Annotated in this window: 16 protein-coding genes; 9 read left to right on the forward strand and 7 right to left on the reverse strand. The window is 57.1% G+C overall.

Going from position 1 to position 15,204, the window contains the following annotated elements:
• Positions 1–21: 21 nt before the first annotated feature.
• A complete protein-coding gene (locus ACQZ5M_RS06455) occupies positions 22–1,383 on the reverse strand; it encodes a sensor histidine kinase (protein WP_296078441.1) in 1,362 nt (453 codons plus the stop codon).
• 329 nt (positions 1,384–1,712) lie between these two features.
• Complete coding sequence (locus tag ACQZ5M_RS06460) at positions 1,713–3,722, reverse strand: methyl-accepting chemotaxis protein (RefSeq protein ID WP_296078436.1); 2,010 nt, start codon at positions 3,720–3,722, stop codon at positions 1,713–1,715.
• A 365-nt stretch (positions 3,723–4,087) separates the two neighbouring features.
• Between ACQZ5M_RS06460 and rpmH the strand changes: the two genes are divergently transcribed.
• From rpmH to yihA, 4 genes are read left to right on the forward strand one after another with little or no spacing between them, the layout of a single operon-like run.
• Entirely contained in the window at positions 4,088–4,225 is a 138-nt protein-coding gene (gene rpmH, locus ACQZ5M_RS06465; protein ID WP_010972613.1) for a 50S ribosomal protein L34, read from the forward strand.
• A 31-nt stretch (positions 4,226–4,256) separates the two neighbouring features.
• Positions 4,257–4,640 (forward strand): ribonuclease P protein component, encoded by a 384-nt coding sequence (rnpA, locus tag ACQZ5M_RS06470; protein WP_296078434.1) that lies wholly within the window; start codon positions 4,257–4,259, stop codon positions 4,638–4,640.
• A complete protein-coding gene (gene yidC / locus ACQZ5M_RS06475; protein WP_296021427.1) occupies positions 4,640–6,460 on the forward strand; it encodes a membrane protein insertase YidC in 1,821 nt (606 codons plus the stop codon). The genes rnpA and yidC overlap by 1 nt, the downstream gene beginning before the upstream one ends.
• Positions 6,457–7,104: a ribosome biogenesis GTP-binding protein YihA/YsxC gene (gene yihA, locus ACQZ5M_RS06480; protein ID WP_296078432.1), complete on the forward strand. Its 648-nt coding sequence runs from the start codon at positions 6,457–6,459 to the stop codon at positions 7,102–7,104. Before yidC ends, yihA begins: the two co-directional genes overlap by 4 nt.
• 23 nt (positions 7,105–7,127) lie before the next feature.
• Here the strand turns inward: yihA and ACQZ5M_RS06485 are convergent, their stop codons facing one another.
• Complete coding sequence (locus ACQZ5M_RS06485; protein WP_296078429.1) at positions 7,128–7,505, reverse strand: hypothetical protein; 378 nt, start codon at positions 7,503–7,505, stop codon at positions 7,128–7,130.
• Positions 7,506–7,744: 239 nt separating this feature from the next.
• Here ACQZ5M_RS06485 and argB point away from each other — a divergent pair, with 239 nt between their 5' ends.
• Positions 7,745–8,629, forward strand: a complete 885-nt coding sequence (argB, locus tag ACQZ5M_RS06490) for an acetylglutamate kinase (RefSeq protein WP_296021421.1) — start codon at positions 7,745–7,747, stop codon at positions 8,627–8,629.
• Positions 8,630–8,679: 50 nt separating this feature from the next.
• Here argB and ACQZ5M_RS06495 read toward each other — a convergent pair whose 3' ends face one another.
• A complete protein-coding gene (locus tag ACQZ5M_RS06495; RefSeq protein ID WP_296078427.1) occupies positions 8,680–9,597 on the reverse strand; it encodes a DMT family transporter in 918 nt (305 codons plus the stop codon).
• 104 nt (positions 9,598–9,701) lie between these two features.
• On the opposite strand from ACQZ5M_RS06495, the gene ACQZ5M_RS06500 reads away from it, so the two are divergent.
• Together ACQZ5M_RS06500 and ACQZ5M_RS06505 are read left to right on the forward strand one after the other, a co-directional pair.
• Positions 9,702–10,421 (forward strand): pyrimidine 5'-nucleotidase, encoded by a 720-nt coding sequence (locus ACQZ5M_RS06500; protein WP_296078425.1) that lies wholly within the window; start codon positions 9,702–9,704, stop codon positions 10,419–10,421.
• Positions 10,422–10,530: 109 nt separating this feature from the next.
• Positions 10,531–11,127 carry an EF-hand domain-containing protein gene (locus tag ACQZ5M_RS06505; protein ID WP_296078423.1) on the forward strand — a complete coding sequence of 199 codons (597 nt, stop codon included), beginning with the start codon at positions 10,531–10,533 and terminating at the stop codon, positions 11,125–11,127.
• A 95-nt stretch (positions 11,128–11,222) separates the two neighbouring features.
• On the opposite strand, the gene ACQZ5M_RS06510 is transcribed toward ACQZ5M_RS06505, so the two are convergent.
• Both ACQZ5M_RS06510 and ACQZ5M_RS06515 read right to left on the reverse strand, forming a co-directional pair.
• Positions 11,223–11,480, reverse strand: a complete 258-nt coding sequence (locus ACQZ5M_RS06510) for a BQ00720 family protein (RefSeq protein ID WP_062427086.1) — start codon at positions 11,478–11,480, stop codon at positions 11,223–11,225.
• Between the two features lie 165 nt (positions 11,481–11,645).
• On the reverse strand, positions 11,646–12,071 hold the full coding sequence (locus ACQZ5M_RS06515) for an Hsp20 family protein (protein ID WP_296035406.1): 426 nt from the start codon (positions 12,069–12,071) through the stop codon (positions 11,646–11,648).
• A gap of 222 nt (positions 12,072–12,293) precedes the next feature.
• Between ACQZ5M_RS06515 and ACQZ5M_RS06520 the strand changes: the two genes are divergently transcribed.
• Entirely contained in the window at positions 12,294–13,238 is a 945-nt protein-coding gene (locus ACQZ5M_RS06520; RefSeq protein ID WP_296078422.1) for a nucleoside hydrolase, read from the forward strand.
• 88 nt (positions 13,239–13,326) lie between these two features.
• Here the strand turns inward: ACQZ5M_RS06520 and ACQZ5M_RS06525 are convergent, their stop codons facing one another.
• On the reverse strand, positions 13,327–14,187 hold the full coding sequence (locus ACQZ5M_RS06525) for an LOG family protein (RefSeq protein WP_296078420.1): 861 nt from the start codon (positions 14,185–14,187) through the stop codon (positions 13,327–13,329).
• Positions 14,188–14,334: 147 nt separating this feature from the next.
• Between ACQZ5M_RS06525 and dapD the strand changes: the two genes are divergently transcribed.
• A complete protein-coding gene (gene dapD, locus ACQZ5M_RS06530) occupies positions 14,335–15,189 on the forward strand; it encodes a 2,3,4,5-tetrahydropyridine-2,6-dicarboxylate N-succinyltransferase (RefSeq protein WP_296021408.1) in 855 nt (284 codons plus the stop codon).
• The last annotated feature ends 15 nt before the right edge of the window (positions 15,190–15,204 follow it).

Genomic DNA, 15,204 nt, shown 5'->3' on the forward strand with positions numbered 1-15,204 from the left:
GGTGGGAAGAAGCGTGGATCTTTAGCTTGCGATAGCAGCGGATCCTGGCTGCGGGCGATCCGAAATTTCGATGCGGAATTGTGTGCCGCGGTCTGCCTTTTCGACTAGCGCAATCGTTCCGCGGTGTGAGAGGACGAGTTCGCGCGCTATGGCGAGACCAAGACCGGTTCCGCCTGAACGGGCCGAGCCACGAAAAGCAGAGAACAGGTTTTCGCGCGCCTTCTGCGGCATGCCGGGGCCATTGTCGTCGATGACAATGCTGACGACGTTGTCGCTTCGTTGCGCGGCTACCGTCAGGCGCTTGGAGGGATAATCCTGCCCGCCTGCCTGCTGCAAGGCTTGAACGCCGTTCTTGCAGATGTTGTAGAGAATGCGAAACAGTTGCTCGCTGTCGGCGTCAACTGCCAGTCCGGCAGGCACGTTATCGACGAACTCGATGCCGCTCTCCGGCTCGATTGCGAGAATATCCCTGACATCCTGAACGACTTCGGCAAGTTCGATCAGGCGGCGCTTCGGCGCCCCTTCGGTAGCCTGACCATACGCCAGCACCTCACTCGTATATCCGACAGCCCGGTCGATCGTTCTCAGAAGCTTCGGCGCGAAGCTGCGCACCATCGGATCTTCCACATCGACCAGCCTGTCCGACATGAGCTGAGCGGAGGCGAGAATATTGCGCATGTCATGATTGATCTTGGACACGGCGAGCCCGAGATCAGCCAGGTTTTTCTGTTGTCGCAAGGTTTTCTGCAATTGAACCTGCATATCCGCCAGATGTCGCCCGGCGACCGCCAATTCATCCGCCCCCTCCTCCGGCCTGAAGAGGCTTGCGGGATCATCCGGCCTCTCGGCAAAGGTCTGCATGCCGACCGTCAACCGACGGATGGGACGGATCAGAATGCGATTGATGGACACGAAGATAAGACTTGCCGTAATCAGCGACAGAGCCACCGAAATCATCAACACGTTACCCGCATAAGCAATCATAGCGGCGCGCAACCTGTTTTCACTCATCACGATCTCGATGATCATGTTGCTGTCACCGATGACGTCGAAGACGCGGATGACGCGATCCTTGCCGAAAAGCAGCACCGAAAAAGCGTCGCGAACCGCCTGCAATTGCGAGACGTCCGACAGGTCGTACTGGTCATCGACGCTTGGCGGCACTTCCGTTGCCGCAAGCAGCGTCGAGGTGCCGTCCTTTTTCAGCGCGATGAGTTTTGCCCCAGTTGCCAGCAAAGTGTCGTTCTGGACGCTGCGGGGAAGCTCCGTCTGCAGACCGTCGATCACAACGCCTGCGGCAGCGGCGGTGTTGAGCCTGTCACGCAGCCAGGCGAGACGCATATTCGCAACGGATGGCACGAAGATCAAAATTTCGGCGATCATGACGAAGACAATCGTCAACAGAAGCAGGCGGCCCGATAAGCCCTGGGTCAGGCCCGGCACCTCACGCAAGGATCGCCTGGGCGCCCCATCGTCCTCCCCGCCATTCTTCTGGTTTCTGAGTGTCGAAAACACCAGGGCTTTTCCTGTTGGTCTGCCAGCAGCAGTCAGAGGCCAAGGCGGCATCCACTTGGGCAAACAGCGTCATTTCAGGTCATCATAAGGATTCGAGGCGAAAATTCAAACGGATGCGAGGACGATCCACGATTGAAGAGGCGAAACGAAAAACGCCGCCCGTGTGGGCGGCGCTGTCTCGATGGAAACGACTGATATCAAAACTCCTGCCACTCGTCCCTGCTTTGCGCAATCGCGGCAGAGCCGTTGAAGGCACGGGCGACATTACCCATCATCCGGCGTGCGGGCGATGCGACAGGCGCGGAGGACGGGCGGGCTGGCGCTACATATCTGGAGCCTTGCTGCACGTCGTTTCCAAGACGGAATCGACTGACCAGCGACACCAGCGTTGCCGCTTCACCGCTCAGCTTATGGGTCGCAGCAGATGTTTCCTCCACCATTGCGGCATTTCGCTGGGTGACCTGATCCATCTGGTTGATGGCGGTGTTGACTTCCTGAAGTCCCGTCGCCTGCTCCTGTGCGGCTGTGGCAATGGAGTGGATGTGGTCATTGATGCTCAAGATGCGAGTCTCGATGTCTTCCAGCGCAGCACCCGTCTGGCGAACGAGCGTCACGCCACTCCCAACCTCTTCTCCAGACTTGGTGATGAGCGCCTTGATGTCCTTTGCAGCATTGGCCGAACGCTGGGCGAGTTCGCGCACCTCCTGCGCAACGACCGCAAAGCCCTTGCCAGCCTCACCTGCGCGCGCTGCCTCCACACCTGCGTTGAGAGCCAGGAGGTTTGTCTGGAATGCAATCTCATCGATGACGTTGATGATCTGGCCGATTTCACCCGATGCCTGCTCGATCCGGCCCATCGCGGTGACGGCGTCGCGAACCACTTTCGCGGAATGAGCCGTTTTCTCCTTGGCGTCCGACACCATGGTGCTTGCTTCCTGAGCGCGCGCCGTGGAGTTCTTCACAACTGCGGTAATCTCATCCAGCGCGGCCGACGTTTCTTCCAACGCTGCCGCCTGCTGCTCCGTTCGTTTGGAGAGATCGTCAGCCGCGGAGCGGAGTTCGTTGGCATTGCCATTGATGCCTTCGGTGCTTTCTTGCACTTCCGACATCGTCGCTTTGAGCTTGGCCATCGTGTCATTGATGTTGGCCTGAAGCTCCGCGAAGACGCCGTGGAAGTTGCCGGTCATGGCGCGCGTCAAATCACCCTGCGCAAGATCGGCCATGACGCGGCCTGCCTCGGAGACACCGCTATCGACGCTGCTCAGAAGGTCGTTGATGGTCTTTGCGAAGCGGTTGAGGTTGTCGTCACCGTAATCCTTGGTGATGCGACGGCTGAAATCGCCTTGTGCCGCGGCACCAACCACATCCGCCATGCCCGATTGTAGATCGTCGCTCTTGGCGCGCATCGCGGTTTCCTGCGCGTTCATGCGTCGCACTTCCAGGCCATTGCGCTTGAAGACTTCGACGGCGGCAGCCATTTCGCCAATCTCATCCTTGCGATCGAGATATGGGACTTTGGCCTCAAGATTCCCGTTGGCAACAGACTTCATCACCTCCGAAACGTCAAGGATCGGCGCACTCAGCTGCTTGGAGCCGACATAGAGGCCGATAATGGCTCCAGCACCGACACCGGTGACGGTGACAAGGGCGACGACGAGGAAGATAAACTGGCCGAAGGCGTCGATCTCCGACTTGATCGCGTCGAGATCTTTAAGATCGCCCTTCACAACTGCGTCAATTTCGGCTTGATATGCCTTGCGATTTTCTCGGTTGGCTTCATTGTTGCCCTGGACGCTTGCTTCCAGAGGACCTACTTCACGGCCCAGACGGGCGGTCTCGGTACGGAAGGCGCGAAACTCGGCAAAGCGCTTTTCGATATTGTCGAAGGTAGCGGCCTGATGGGCCGGAACCTGCGGCTTCCACTCCTTGAGAAGCGCTGCCATGGCATCGAGATTGGTGATGATGCCATCGGCGAACTTGCCTGCCGCCGCGGTGTCCTTTGCCGCGTACACGCCACGGGCTTCCATAACGACAGCGCTTACAAGCCTGTTAAGGGTTTCGCCGTAACGGGCACGATCTGCAACGGAATCCAAGGCGACGGTGTGTGCCTGATATTTGTTGATGGCGTAAATCGAAAGGCCACCAATACTACAGGCCACAAGGCTCAGAAAGCCGACGAGTAAATTGATCTTGCTCCGAATTTTCACTGCGAATTCCCCCGATATTCCAAACCCACCGAGACCGGAGAATAAACATCCGGCCATTTGGTCGAGAGAACGTTATTTAATGTCAATTAAGAAACAATTTCAGATTTTAATTATGTCTCAGAATCTTTGAAAAGGCCGATCATGGGAAAGTGCAAAGAATAGCTGTCGGCTTCGGTTGAGCAAAAAGGGCTCTTGCGCCGTGGGTGCGTGATGCGGTTCTGCAATTGACTTTGCGGGTGATAAGCCCTTATAAGCCCGCACGTCCGGGCATTTCGCAGTCTATGATGGCTTTCCGGGCATTAGTCGAAACGCTCTTGCCCTTAAGGGCAAAGTCAAGAAGGGCCGCACCCCGCGGTATTAAATAAATGTCGAAGCGTACTTTCCAACCGTCCAAGCTTGTTCGCAAGCGCCGTCATGGTTTCCGTGCTCGCATGGCTACAGCTGGCGGCCGCAAGGTTCTTGCAGCTCGCCGCGCCCGCGGTCGCGCACGTCTGTCCGCTTAATCAAGTGGTTGCCCGATGAAAGTCGCGGCAGATGGCAGATGAGAAGAAAATGCCCGGTCGGTTGAAAAACCGGCCGGATTTCCTTGCCGTTCAGGCGGGTGAGAAAAGGCGCGGAAGCACTTTTCTTCTGGAGGTTCTGGATCGGCAGGCTCCTGAAACCGAAGCAAGAGTCGGTTTTACCGTCACCAAGCGCCAGGGAAACGCGGTCGAACGCAACCGTATGCGCCGCCGTCTCAGGGAAGCCGTCAGGCTTTCTGCCGGGTTTGCAATGAAACCCGGGCATGACTATGTGATTGTCGCCCGAAGGGACGCATTGAATACCGATTTCGCCGTACTGGAAAACTTGCTCATAGAGCGGATCGAGGGACGCGCGAAAAACGGACGCTCCCGGGAGACCCGCTCCAGGAAAGAATGATGGAAAAAAACCGCAATTACTTCATCGCGATCGCCCTTTCGGTTGTCATCGTACTTGCCTGGCAGTTTCTCTACATGAACCCGCGTATCGAGCAGCAGCGCCGCGCCGAAGAGGTACGCCAGGCGCAGCAGGCCACGCAGCAGACACAGACCACGACGGCACCGGCGCCAGCCGATGGCACAGCGACCCCGGCAACCACGCCGAGCGGCACGCTCCCCGGCGCGAGCAGTCAGCAGGCCGCGACCATTTCGCGTGCCGATGCACTGGCAAAGACGCAGCGCGTCGAGATCGACACCAACGCAATCGCCGGCTCGATCAATCTGACGGGCGCGCGTATCGATGACATTCGCTTGAAGGATTACCACGAGACGGTGGATGACTCGAGCCCGATCATCACACTCTTCTCGCCTTCCGATACGCATGATGGCTACTTCACCGAGCTTGGCTATATCGGCAATGACGGCGTTGGCTCCGTGCCTGGCCCAGCCACGGTGTGGACGGCTCCCGCTGGAGCAAAGCTGACCGAGACGACACCGGTGACGCTCTCCTACACCAACGACAAGGGCGTGGTGTTCAACCGCACGGTCTCGATTGACGATCACTACATGATCACGGTCACCGACAAGATCGAGAACCCAGGTCAGGAGGCGATCACGCTGTCGGCTTATGGCCGTATCACCCGTAACAACAAGCCTGTTACCCCGCCTGTCTTCGTCATTCACGAAGGCTTTCTGGGCGTAGCCGGCGCTGATGGCAGCCTGACGGAAGAGACCTACAAGAAGGTAGAGGAACAGCCATTCGTTCTGCCGAAGGCAACCGGTGGCTGGCTCGGCATTACCGACAAGTACTGGGCGGCGGCAATCGTTCCGCCTCAGGACAAGGCTGTCGAAACCCGCTATACCCACTTCACCGATGGTCAGCCGCGCTACCAGGCCGACTACCGCAGCGATGCGCTGACCGTGGCACCGGGGCAGTCTGCCGAACTGAAGAACCTTATCTTCGCTGGCGCCAAGGAAGTGCCGCTCGTCGACCGCTACGAGACGCAGTATACCATTCCGAAGTTCGATCTTTTGATCGACTGGGGCTGGTTCTACTTCATCACCAAGCCGATGTTCAAATTGATGGATTTCTTCTTCCGTTATTTTGGCAATTTCGGCGTGGCGATCCTGCTCACCACCATCGTCGTCAAGCTTCTGTTCTTCCCGCTTGCCAGCAAGCAGTACGCTTCCATGGCGAACATGAAGCGCATGCAGCCCAAGATCGAAGAGTTGAAGGCCAAGTTCGGCGACGACCGCATGGGCATGCAGCAGGCGATGATGCAGCTCTATAAGGAAGAAAAGATCAATCCGATTGCCGGCTGCTGGCCGATGCTTTTGCAGATCCCGGTCTTCTTCGCGCTCTACAAGGTCATCTACGTCACCATCGAAATGCGTCACGCGCCTTTCTTCGGCTGGATCCACGACCTGTCCGCGCCAGATCCGACCTCGCTCTTCAATCTGTTCGGGCTTCTGCCTTATGACGTGCCGCACTTCCTGATGATCGGTGTCTGGCCTATCATCATGGGCATCACTATGTTCCTGCAGATGCGCATGAACCCGACACCGCCGGATCCGACCCAGGCGATGATCTTCACTTGGATGCCGCTGATCTTCACCTTCATGCTGGCGTCTTTCCCGGCCGGTCTCGTCATCTACTGGGCATGGAACAACACGCTGTCGATCTCGCAGCAGGCGGTTATCATGAAGCGCCATGGCGCCAAGATAGAGCTCTTCGACAATCTTAAAGGGTTGTTCAAACGAAAGCCGGTGCAATCCAAATGACGGCTGACAAGCCCCTCTTCGGAAGGCCGTGGATCTTTATCCGCGGCGTTCCGGCCATGAAGTTCCTTCCACCCGAGGGCCCGGCAGAGATCGCTTTCGCCGGGCGTTCGAACGTCGGCAAGTCCTCGCTGATCAACGCGCTCGTCGGTCACAAGGGACTGGCGCGCACCTCGAATACGCCAGGCCGCACTCAAGAGCTCAACTACTTCGTGCCCGAAGGCTATTCCGGTGCCGGAGACGACCTTCCGCCAATGGCGCTGGTCGATATGCCAGGCTATGGATACGCGCAGGCCCCCAAGGATCAGGTAGATAACTGGACGAAACTCGTCTTCGACTATCTGCGCGGTCGGGCGACGCTGAAGCGCGTGTATGTGCTGATCGATTCTCGCCATGGCATCAAGAAGAATGACGAGGATGTCTTAAGCCTGCTCGACAAGGCAGCCGTGTCCTACCAGATCGTTTTGACGAAGACGGACAAGATCAAAGAACCAGCCGTTCCGCGCCTGATCAGCGAGACATTGGAAAAGATCAAAAAGCGCCCGGCAGCCTATCCCGAAGTTCTGGCTACGTCCTCTGAAAAATCATCAGGACTGGACGAGTTGCGCGCCGAAATTCTCAAGACCGTCGGCTACCCGCAGCCCTGACGCAGTCAGGGCTCATCAGCAAATCAGATGCTGGTAAACAGCAGCACCCCGGCCCAAAGAACGGCGGCGAGCGTGGTCATGCGCCAGAAACGCGCCGAATTCCACAATGCGGTGAGGATGGCGAAACGGCCATAGATGCTGCGATGCAGCTTGTCGTCTGAACGACGGAGCGCGTGATCCATTGAGGCATCGACATAGGATGCGAAGTTGCGCTGCTCACGGACTTCCGTCTTGGCGAGATTGTCTTCCCAGCGCCGGACAATGTTGGCGAATTGCTTGTCGTTCTTAACCCTTACGGCAAGCTCGGCTTTCACGTCTTCCGGCAGTGCGCCGAGCACATATTTGCCCGCCAGCACCTGATCCTTCAAACCGCCGCGCATATCCTTATCCGGCAAGGCCATGTCTTCATCAAACTCCGCTGCTTCGCGCCACCGTCATCATGACGGCCTGCCCAATCGAATCTCGGTGGGCCGGACGCAGACTCCCAAAACGAGGCTCGCCCTAATGCGCCGCCGTGTCAATCTTATTGACTGCGCATATGGCATCCTCTGTGAATTTTATGCTCCCCACTTGGCCCATCCGTGTTTCATCCGTCAAAAACTTGCGTTACAAGCGGCGCAATCAAAGACGAGGTTTCCCAATGGCGAGTTTTGAAAGCGAAATGCAGGCCCGGCTTCTGGCTCAGGCCCTGCCCTTCATGCAGAAGTATGAAAACAAGACAATCGTCGTAAAATATGGCGGCCACGCCATGGGAGACACGGCGCTCGGAAAAGCCTTCGCCGAAGACATTGCACTCCTGAAACAGTCCGGGATCAACCCGATCGTGGTGCATGGAGGGGGTCCGCAGATCGGCGCGATGCTGTCCAAGATGGGGATCGAATCGAAGTTCGAAGGTGGCCTGCGCGTCACCGACGCCAAGACTGTCGAAATCGTCGAAATGGTGCTGGCGGGCTCGATCAACAAGGAGATCGTCGCGCTCATCAATCAGACGGGCGAATGGGCCATCGGGCTGTGCGGCAAGGACGGCAACATGGTTTTTGCCGAAAAGGCGCGCAAGACCGTGATCGATCCGGACAGCAATATCGAGCGGGTCCTCGATCTCGGTTTCGTCGGTGAAGTCGTGGAAGTTGATCGCACCCTTCTCGATCTTCTGGCGAAATCCGAGATGATCCCGGTCATCGCTCCCGTAGCGCCTGGCCGCGACGGCGCCACTTACAACATCAATGCCGATACATTTGCCGGCGCCATTGCCGGTGCGCTGCACGCGACACGCTTGCTGTTCCTTACCGATGTCGAAGGCGTTCTCGACAAGAACAAGGAACTGATCAAGGAATTGACGGTCTCCCAGGCCAAGGCCCTTATCAAGGACGGCACGATTTCCGGCGGGATGATCCCGAAGGTGGAAACCTGCATCGAGGCGATTAAGGCGGGTGTTCAGGGCGTCGTCATTCTGAACGGCAAGACTGCCCACTCGGTTCTTCTGGAGATCTTTACGGAAGGCGCCGGCACACTGATCGTGCCTTGAGACACAAGCCTTCGGCTTTGGTGAGAGCGTTTCCTCGTTATGGAAACGTTCTAGCCGAAGGCGAGAAGAGCCAAAACGCCGAGGACGATCAACAGACAGCCCATCAATTCAAGTCTGTTGATCTTCTCCTTGAATACGAACACCGTCGAGGCGAATGCAAAGAGCATTTCCACCTGCGCCAGAGCCTTGACGATTGCGGCCTGTTGCAGCGTCATCGCCGTGAACCAGCCGAATGAGGCGGTAGCGCCGACAAAACCGACGGCGATCCCCGGCTTCCAAGCTTTGGCGATACGCGCAAGCTCCTCGCGCTCTCGCAGCAAAATCCAGATGAGCATTGCAACAGTCTGCGTCACGATGACCACGACGAGTGTAAAGCTCGCCTGCATGACTGCGTCCGGTGCTGGCAGGCTGGACGCAATCGACAGCGATGCGGACCGATATGCGACCGAGGAAAGACCGAAAAGAGCGCCCGATGCGAGGCCAATGCCCGCAATGCGGCTGAACACGGATGTTATGATGGAAACGGGCGAAAGCGCCGTTCTCGCTACGGAAATCAGCATGACACCTGAGACCGAGATGGCAATGGCCAGCAGCGTCCCGGCACTCACGCTTTCCCCAACGAAAACGAGAGCGAACAGTGCAGCCTGTGCGGGTTCCGTGCGCGAATAGGCTGTGCCGACGGCGAAGTTGCGGAAGGAAAACAAATGCACGAGCAGGAAGGTCGCACCGATCTGCGTCATCGAACCGATCGCCGACCAAAGGACAAAGGCTCCGTTGATCAATGGCAGTGGCCTCGCCAACCCGAAATGCAGGATGGCAAGATAGACGAGCGCAAAGGGCATCCCGAAACCGAAGCGCACAAAGGTCGCGCCAGTTGTGCCCATGCTCTTTTTCAGGTGTTTTTGAAAGGTCGAGCGCAAATTCTGCAAGAAAGCGCTGACCAGGGTGATGCCAATCCACAATTCCATGCTCTCGATTAGCATCCGCGCAGGTTAACCGCCAAGGACGGTTTTCGTTACTATAAGCGCGTTTTCGATTTTATTTGACCGATGAAAAGGGCATAAAGCCTTTCATGAACACAAAGCCAAAAAACACAGCCGAGCCCGCCGATTTCGCCCATGTGACGGAGTGGGTCTTCGATCTCGATAACACGCTCTATCCGCATCACATCAACCTCTTTTCCCAGATCGACCGCAACATGACCGCCTATGTGGCGGAGCTGTTGCAGATGGACCCCGAGGAGGCGCGCGTTCTTCAGAAGCGCTACTACCATGAGCACGGAACGACGCTCCAAGGACTGATGATCCATTACGGCATCGACCCTAACGACTTTCTGGAAAAGGCCCATGCGATTGATTACTCGGCTCTTCTCCCCGATCCGGCGCTCGGGGAGGCGATCAAGGCTCTGCCTGGCCGCAAATTCATTCTGACCAATGGCAGCGTCAAGCACGCGCAGGCGGCGGCTGGTGCATTGGGGATTCTCGAGCACTTCGAGGATATCTTCGACATAGTGGCAGCAGGCTATCTGCCGAAACCTGCAGGACAGACCTACGAGAAATTTGCCGCATTGACACAGCTCGACACCAAAAAGGCTGCGATGTTCGAGGACCTGCCGCGCAACCTTGCTGCGCCCAAGGCCATGGGGATGCGGACTGTGCTCCTCGTTCCACGCAACCTCGAAGGCATTGTAATGGAGCGCTGGGAAATTCCTGCCGAGACCGACGACCATATCGATTACATCACCGATAACCTGTCGGAATTTTTGACGGGCCTTCAATCCAGCCGGGATTAAGGTACGCCGTATATTACCGATATTTCATATGCATTACCGATGTTTAACTGGTGGGAACGAAGCGTCGCCTCTAGCGTCTTATGAGGGACATCAAAGGAAAGGTTTCGATATGCTAAAACGGAAGATCGCCATCACCGCACTTGGCGCTGCCCTGATGCTCAGCACCACTGCGTCCATGACGATTGCAGCTCCTCGTGGTGGCGCCGACCGGGATGGTCCGCGCATGCGCCCGGAGCCGATGTTCGTTCATCTCTTGAAGGTCGCCGATACCAATAAGGACGGCAAGATCACCAAGGAGGAGTTCAACGCGCGTCAGGAAGCCCTCTTCACCGAGATCGATGCCGACAAGGATGGATCCATCACGCCGAAGGAAATGCGTGATTATCGCAAGACGAAGATGGACGCATGGCGTGCGGCCAATCCGAAGCCTGAAAAAGCTGCCACCGAAGGCAGCGAGAAGAAGGCCGAAGGCGACAAGAAGGACAGCGAGCGCGAGAGCAAGCCTCGTCAGGCACGCGAAGACGGCAAGGGTCAAGGTCGTAAAGGCAAGATGGGCGGCATGTTCGCCACGGCCGATACGGACGGCAACGGCCAGCTCAGCAAACCTGAATTCATGGCTGCTGGCGAAAAGATCTTCACACGCCTCGACAGCAATGGTGATGGCGTGATCAGCATTGATGACATGCCGGACCGTCCCTGGCTGTAAAACTCAGTTGCGTTTCATGAGGCCCGCCCCACAAGGGTGGGCCTTTTGATATGGGGCGTTAACGTCAGGACCAACTGGCGTCCTTGAGAGGGCGTTCAGTGCAAGCTGATGGTGCGCAACTCGTCCTCAGCCGCCTTGAAAAAGGTGCTGGAGCGGTTGTCGGTCAAAAGAATGGGGGTTCCGTCAGCTCCGAAAAGAGCCCAAAGATCGAGGCCTGGATCAAGCTCAGGCGCTTCGGGAAAGCATTTGGATACCTGTTCAGCCCGCATCTTGCGAATGTAGCCCACTTCACCGGCACCAAGATGGGCAAGCTGGGATTTGGTCAGGCGCGCATGCGCTTCTTTTAAAAGCATATTTCAGCCTCCATAGAGCGCCGCCTGTCCGTCAAGAACATGCTTGAGACGCTCTGAACTTCACGTCGGCGCGTGATTTGCCTGAGCGAAATCACCAGGAACTTCGCGCCGATTCATTGCTTCAGAACCAGAATACTGACCGGAATCAGCATGATGGCCTGGAGACTACTGTGAGACGGAAATGTTAATTTTCTTCACCACGTTGGAGATTTCCGGACGGGTGAGTTCAATGGAAAGAAGACCATTCTTCAGACGTGCGGCATTCACCTGCATGCCGTCGGCCAGCACGAACACCCGCTGAAACTGCCGCGCGGCGATACCGCGATAGAGGTAGTCACGCTTTTCCTGATCCTGCTGGCGCCCGCGGATGATGAGCTGATTATCCGCCGTGGTCACGTCTAGGTCGTCTTCGGAAAAACCGGCAACAGCGATGGTGATGCGAAGCCGCTCCGGCTGCGATCCGTCGGCGGCCAAACGCTCGATATTATAAGGAGGATAGCCGTCATTCGACTTTGCCATGCGCTCTAGCGTTTTTTCCATGGCATCGAAGCCCAGCATAAGCGGGTGCGTGAAGGGTGTCATACGGCTCATAATCCAGTGTCCTTGCATCCAAGCGACGATCTTGTGGCGCGCGCGTCATGATGCGGCACCCAGCCCCGGTTCGGCAGCTCTTTCGCATATGGTAACATGGTGTTCGAAACGCAAGAACACGACTTCTCGAAAAACGCCGCACCCGACAGGACCTCAGAGAGGCCATTGACAAGGCGTCAAAAGCAGCTTGAAAAGACATCAATCAAGACAAACAGGATTATCATGGCCGAGCGCAGAAAAATCATTATCGACACCGATCCCGGGCAGGACGACGCGGCAGCGATCATGCTCGCTCTTGCAAGTCCCGAAGAGATCGAAATTCTCGGTCTCTGCGCTGTGGCCGGCAACGTGCCGCTTAAACTCACGAGCCGCAATATCCGCATCGTCCTTGAACTTTGCAACCGTTCGGACGTCCCGGTTTACGAAGGCTGCGAGCGTCCTCTGGTTCGTCCGCCGATCACCGCCGAGCATGTGCATGGCAGCACAGGTCTAGACGGCCCGACCCTGCCGGAGCCGACACTTGCCGCACAGCCGCAGCATGCGGTAGATTTCATTATCGAAACGCTTCGTCGCGAGCCGGAAGGCACGGTGACGCTCTGCACGCTCGGCGCACTCACCAATATCGCCACCGCTCTTCAAAAGGCGCCGGATATCGCGCCGCGGGTGAAGGAACTGTTGCTGATGGGCGGCGGTTTCTTCGAAGGCGGCAATATTACGCCAGCGGCCGAATTCAACATCTATGTCGATCCACATGCTGCCGATATCGTGTTCCGTTCCGGCATTCCGCTCGTCATGATGCCGCTCGACGTGACGCACAAGCTTTTGACCACCAAGGCCCGCGTCGCCCGCATTCGCGATATTGGCACACATCCAGCCATCGCCATGGCCGAGATGCTGGAATTCTTCGAGCGCTTCGACGTGGAGAAGTACGGCTCCGATGGCGGGCCTCTGCATGATCCAACCGTGATTGCCTATCTGATCAAGCCTGAGCTTTTCGCTGGGCGCGATTGCAACGTGGAAATCGAAACATCATCCGAGTTGACCATGGGCATGACAGTGGTCGACTGGTGGAAGGTGACCAACCGTCCGGTCAATGCCAAGGTGTTGCGCGACGTGGATGCGGACGGCTTCTTCGCGCTTTTGACAGAGCGTTTTGCGCGGCTCTGATCGCCGCTTGATCATCATGCTCGGGCTCACAAACAATCGAGCCCGGGCATTTATAGATGATGTTTATCCTTCCGAGGATCGGAAGCTCTTACAGTTCGTAGAAATCGGCTACGATCTTCCAGGCCTCTTCCGCCGTCTCGGCGAAGTGAAACAGGTCAATATCGTCCGGCGCGATGGTTCCGAAATCAGCCAATGCCTTGAAATTGATGATCGAATGCCAGAAGTCCTTGCCGAAAAGGATGAGCGGGATCGGTGCCATGCGCTTGGTCTGGATCAGCGTTACGGTTTCGAATAGCTCGTCCATGGTGCCGAAGCCGCCCGGAAAGATGACGACGGCCTTGGCGCGCATAAGGAAGTGCATCTTGCGAATGGCAAAATAGTGGAAGTTGAAGCTGAGCTCCGGCGTTACATAAGGGTTGGGTGCCTGCTCGTGTGGCAAAAGAATATTGAGACCGATCGAGGGAGCGCCCGCTTCCGACGCCCCTCTGTTGCCCGCCTCCATCACACCGGGGCCGCCCCCGGTCACCACCACATATTCGCGATGATCCAGTTTCTCTGCGGCACTGGCACAAAGCTTGGCGAATTTTCGCGCTTCGTCATAATAGACCGATGCCGCTTCAAGGTTCTTCTTCTGGGTTTCGTTGCGCGCCGCCCATGCGGAAGCGCCGGGCTCAGGAATACGAGCGCCGCCAAACATGACGACGGTGGATTTGATGCCGCGTTCGGAGAGGATCATTTCCGTTTTCAGCAGTTCGAGCTGAAGACGAACAGGGCGCAACTCCTCCCGGCAGAGGAAGTCGGTATCGGTATAGGCAAGACGGTAGGATGGCGAAGAGCTTTGCGGTGTTTTTGGAATGACTTCGGCCTGATGCTTGTCATCCGAACTGCTTTTCAGCGGGTCCCAAATCCCATCCTTGCGATGCAGCTTGCCGTTTTTCAGTTTCGCCATTTCCATGCCTTTCCGATGCTGACGTCAAATCGCCCAAATCGCATTGACGCACTTGAAACACTCGCTTAGAGCAATTGACCGTGTCCGGCCAGCGGTGCGGATGTTTCCCTGAAAATGACGATAGTCAGCGAAGTTTAAGGAATTCTCATGAGCAGCTCGGAACTCGGCACTCTCGAAAACATCATCGAAACCGCATTCGAAAACCGCGACGGTGTGAATACCTCCACCAAGGGAGAAATTCGCGATGCGGTGGAGACTTCGCTCAACCTTCTCGATGCTGGCGAGGTACGTGTGGCCGAGCGCGAAGCAAGCGGCAACTGGAAGGTAAACCAGTGGCTGAAGAAGGCCGTTCTGCTCTCCTTCCGCCTGAACGATATGGAAATTGTCACCGGTGGCCCAGGCGAATCCACATGGTGGGACAAGGTGCCTTCCAAGTTCGAGAATTGGGGCGAAAATCAGTTCCGCGCGGCAGGCTTCCGCGCCGTGCCGAATGCCGTCGTTCGCCGTTCCGCCTATGTGGCCAAGAACGTCGTGCTGATGCCATCCTTCGTCAATCTCGGCGCCTATGTCGATGAAGGTACCATGGTCGACACATGGGCGACCGTCGGCTCCTGCGCCCAGATCGGCAAGCATGTTCATCTTTCCGGCGGCGTTGGCATTGGGGGCGTGCTTGAGCCACTTCAGGCAGGCCCCACCATCATCGAAGACAATTGCTTTATCGGCGCGCGTTCGGAAGTGGTCGAAGGCTGCATCATCCGCGAAGGCTCGGTGCTCGGCATGGGCGTCTACATCGGCAAGTCCACCAAGATCGTGAACCGCGCCACCGGCGAAATCTCTTATGGCGAAGTGCCACCCTATTCCGTCGTGGTTGCTGGCACGATGCCTGGTAAGCCCTTCCCGAATGGCGAGCCTGGCCCAGGCCTCTATTGCGCCGTCATCGTCAAGACCGTCGACGAGAAGACCCGCTCCAAGACCGGTATCAACGAGCTTCTGCGCGACTGAAATAAAAAGACTGGC

It is taken from the genome of Rhizobium sp. 22-785-1, from assembly GCF_053521965.1.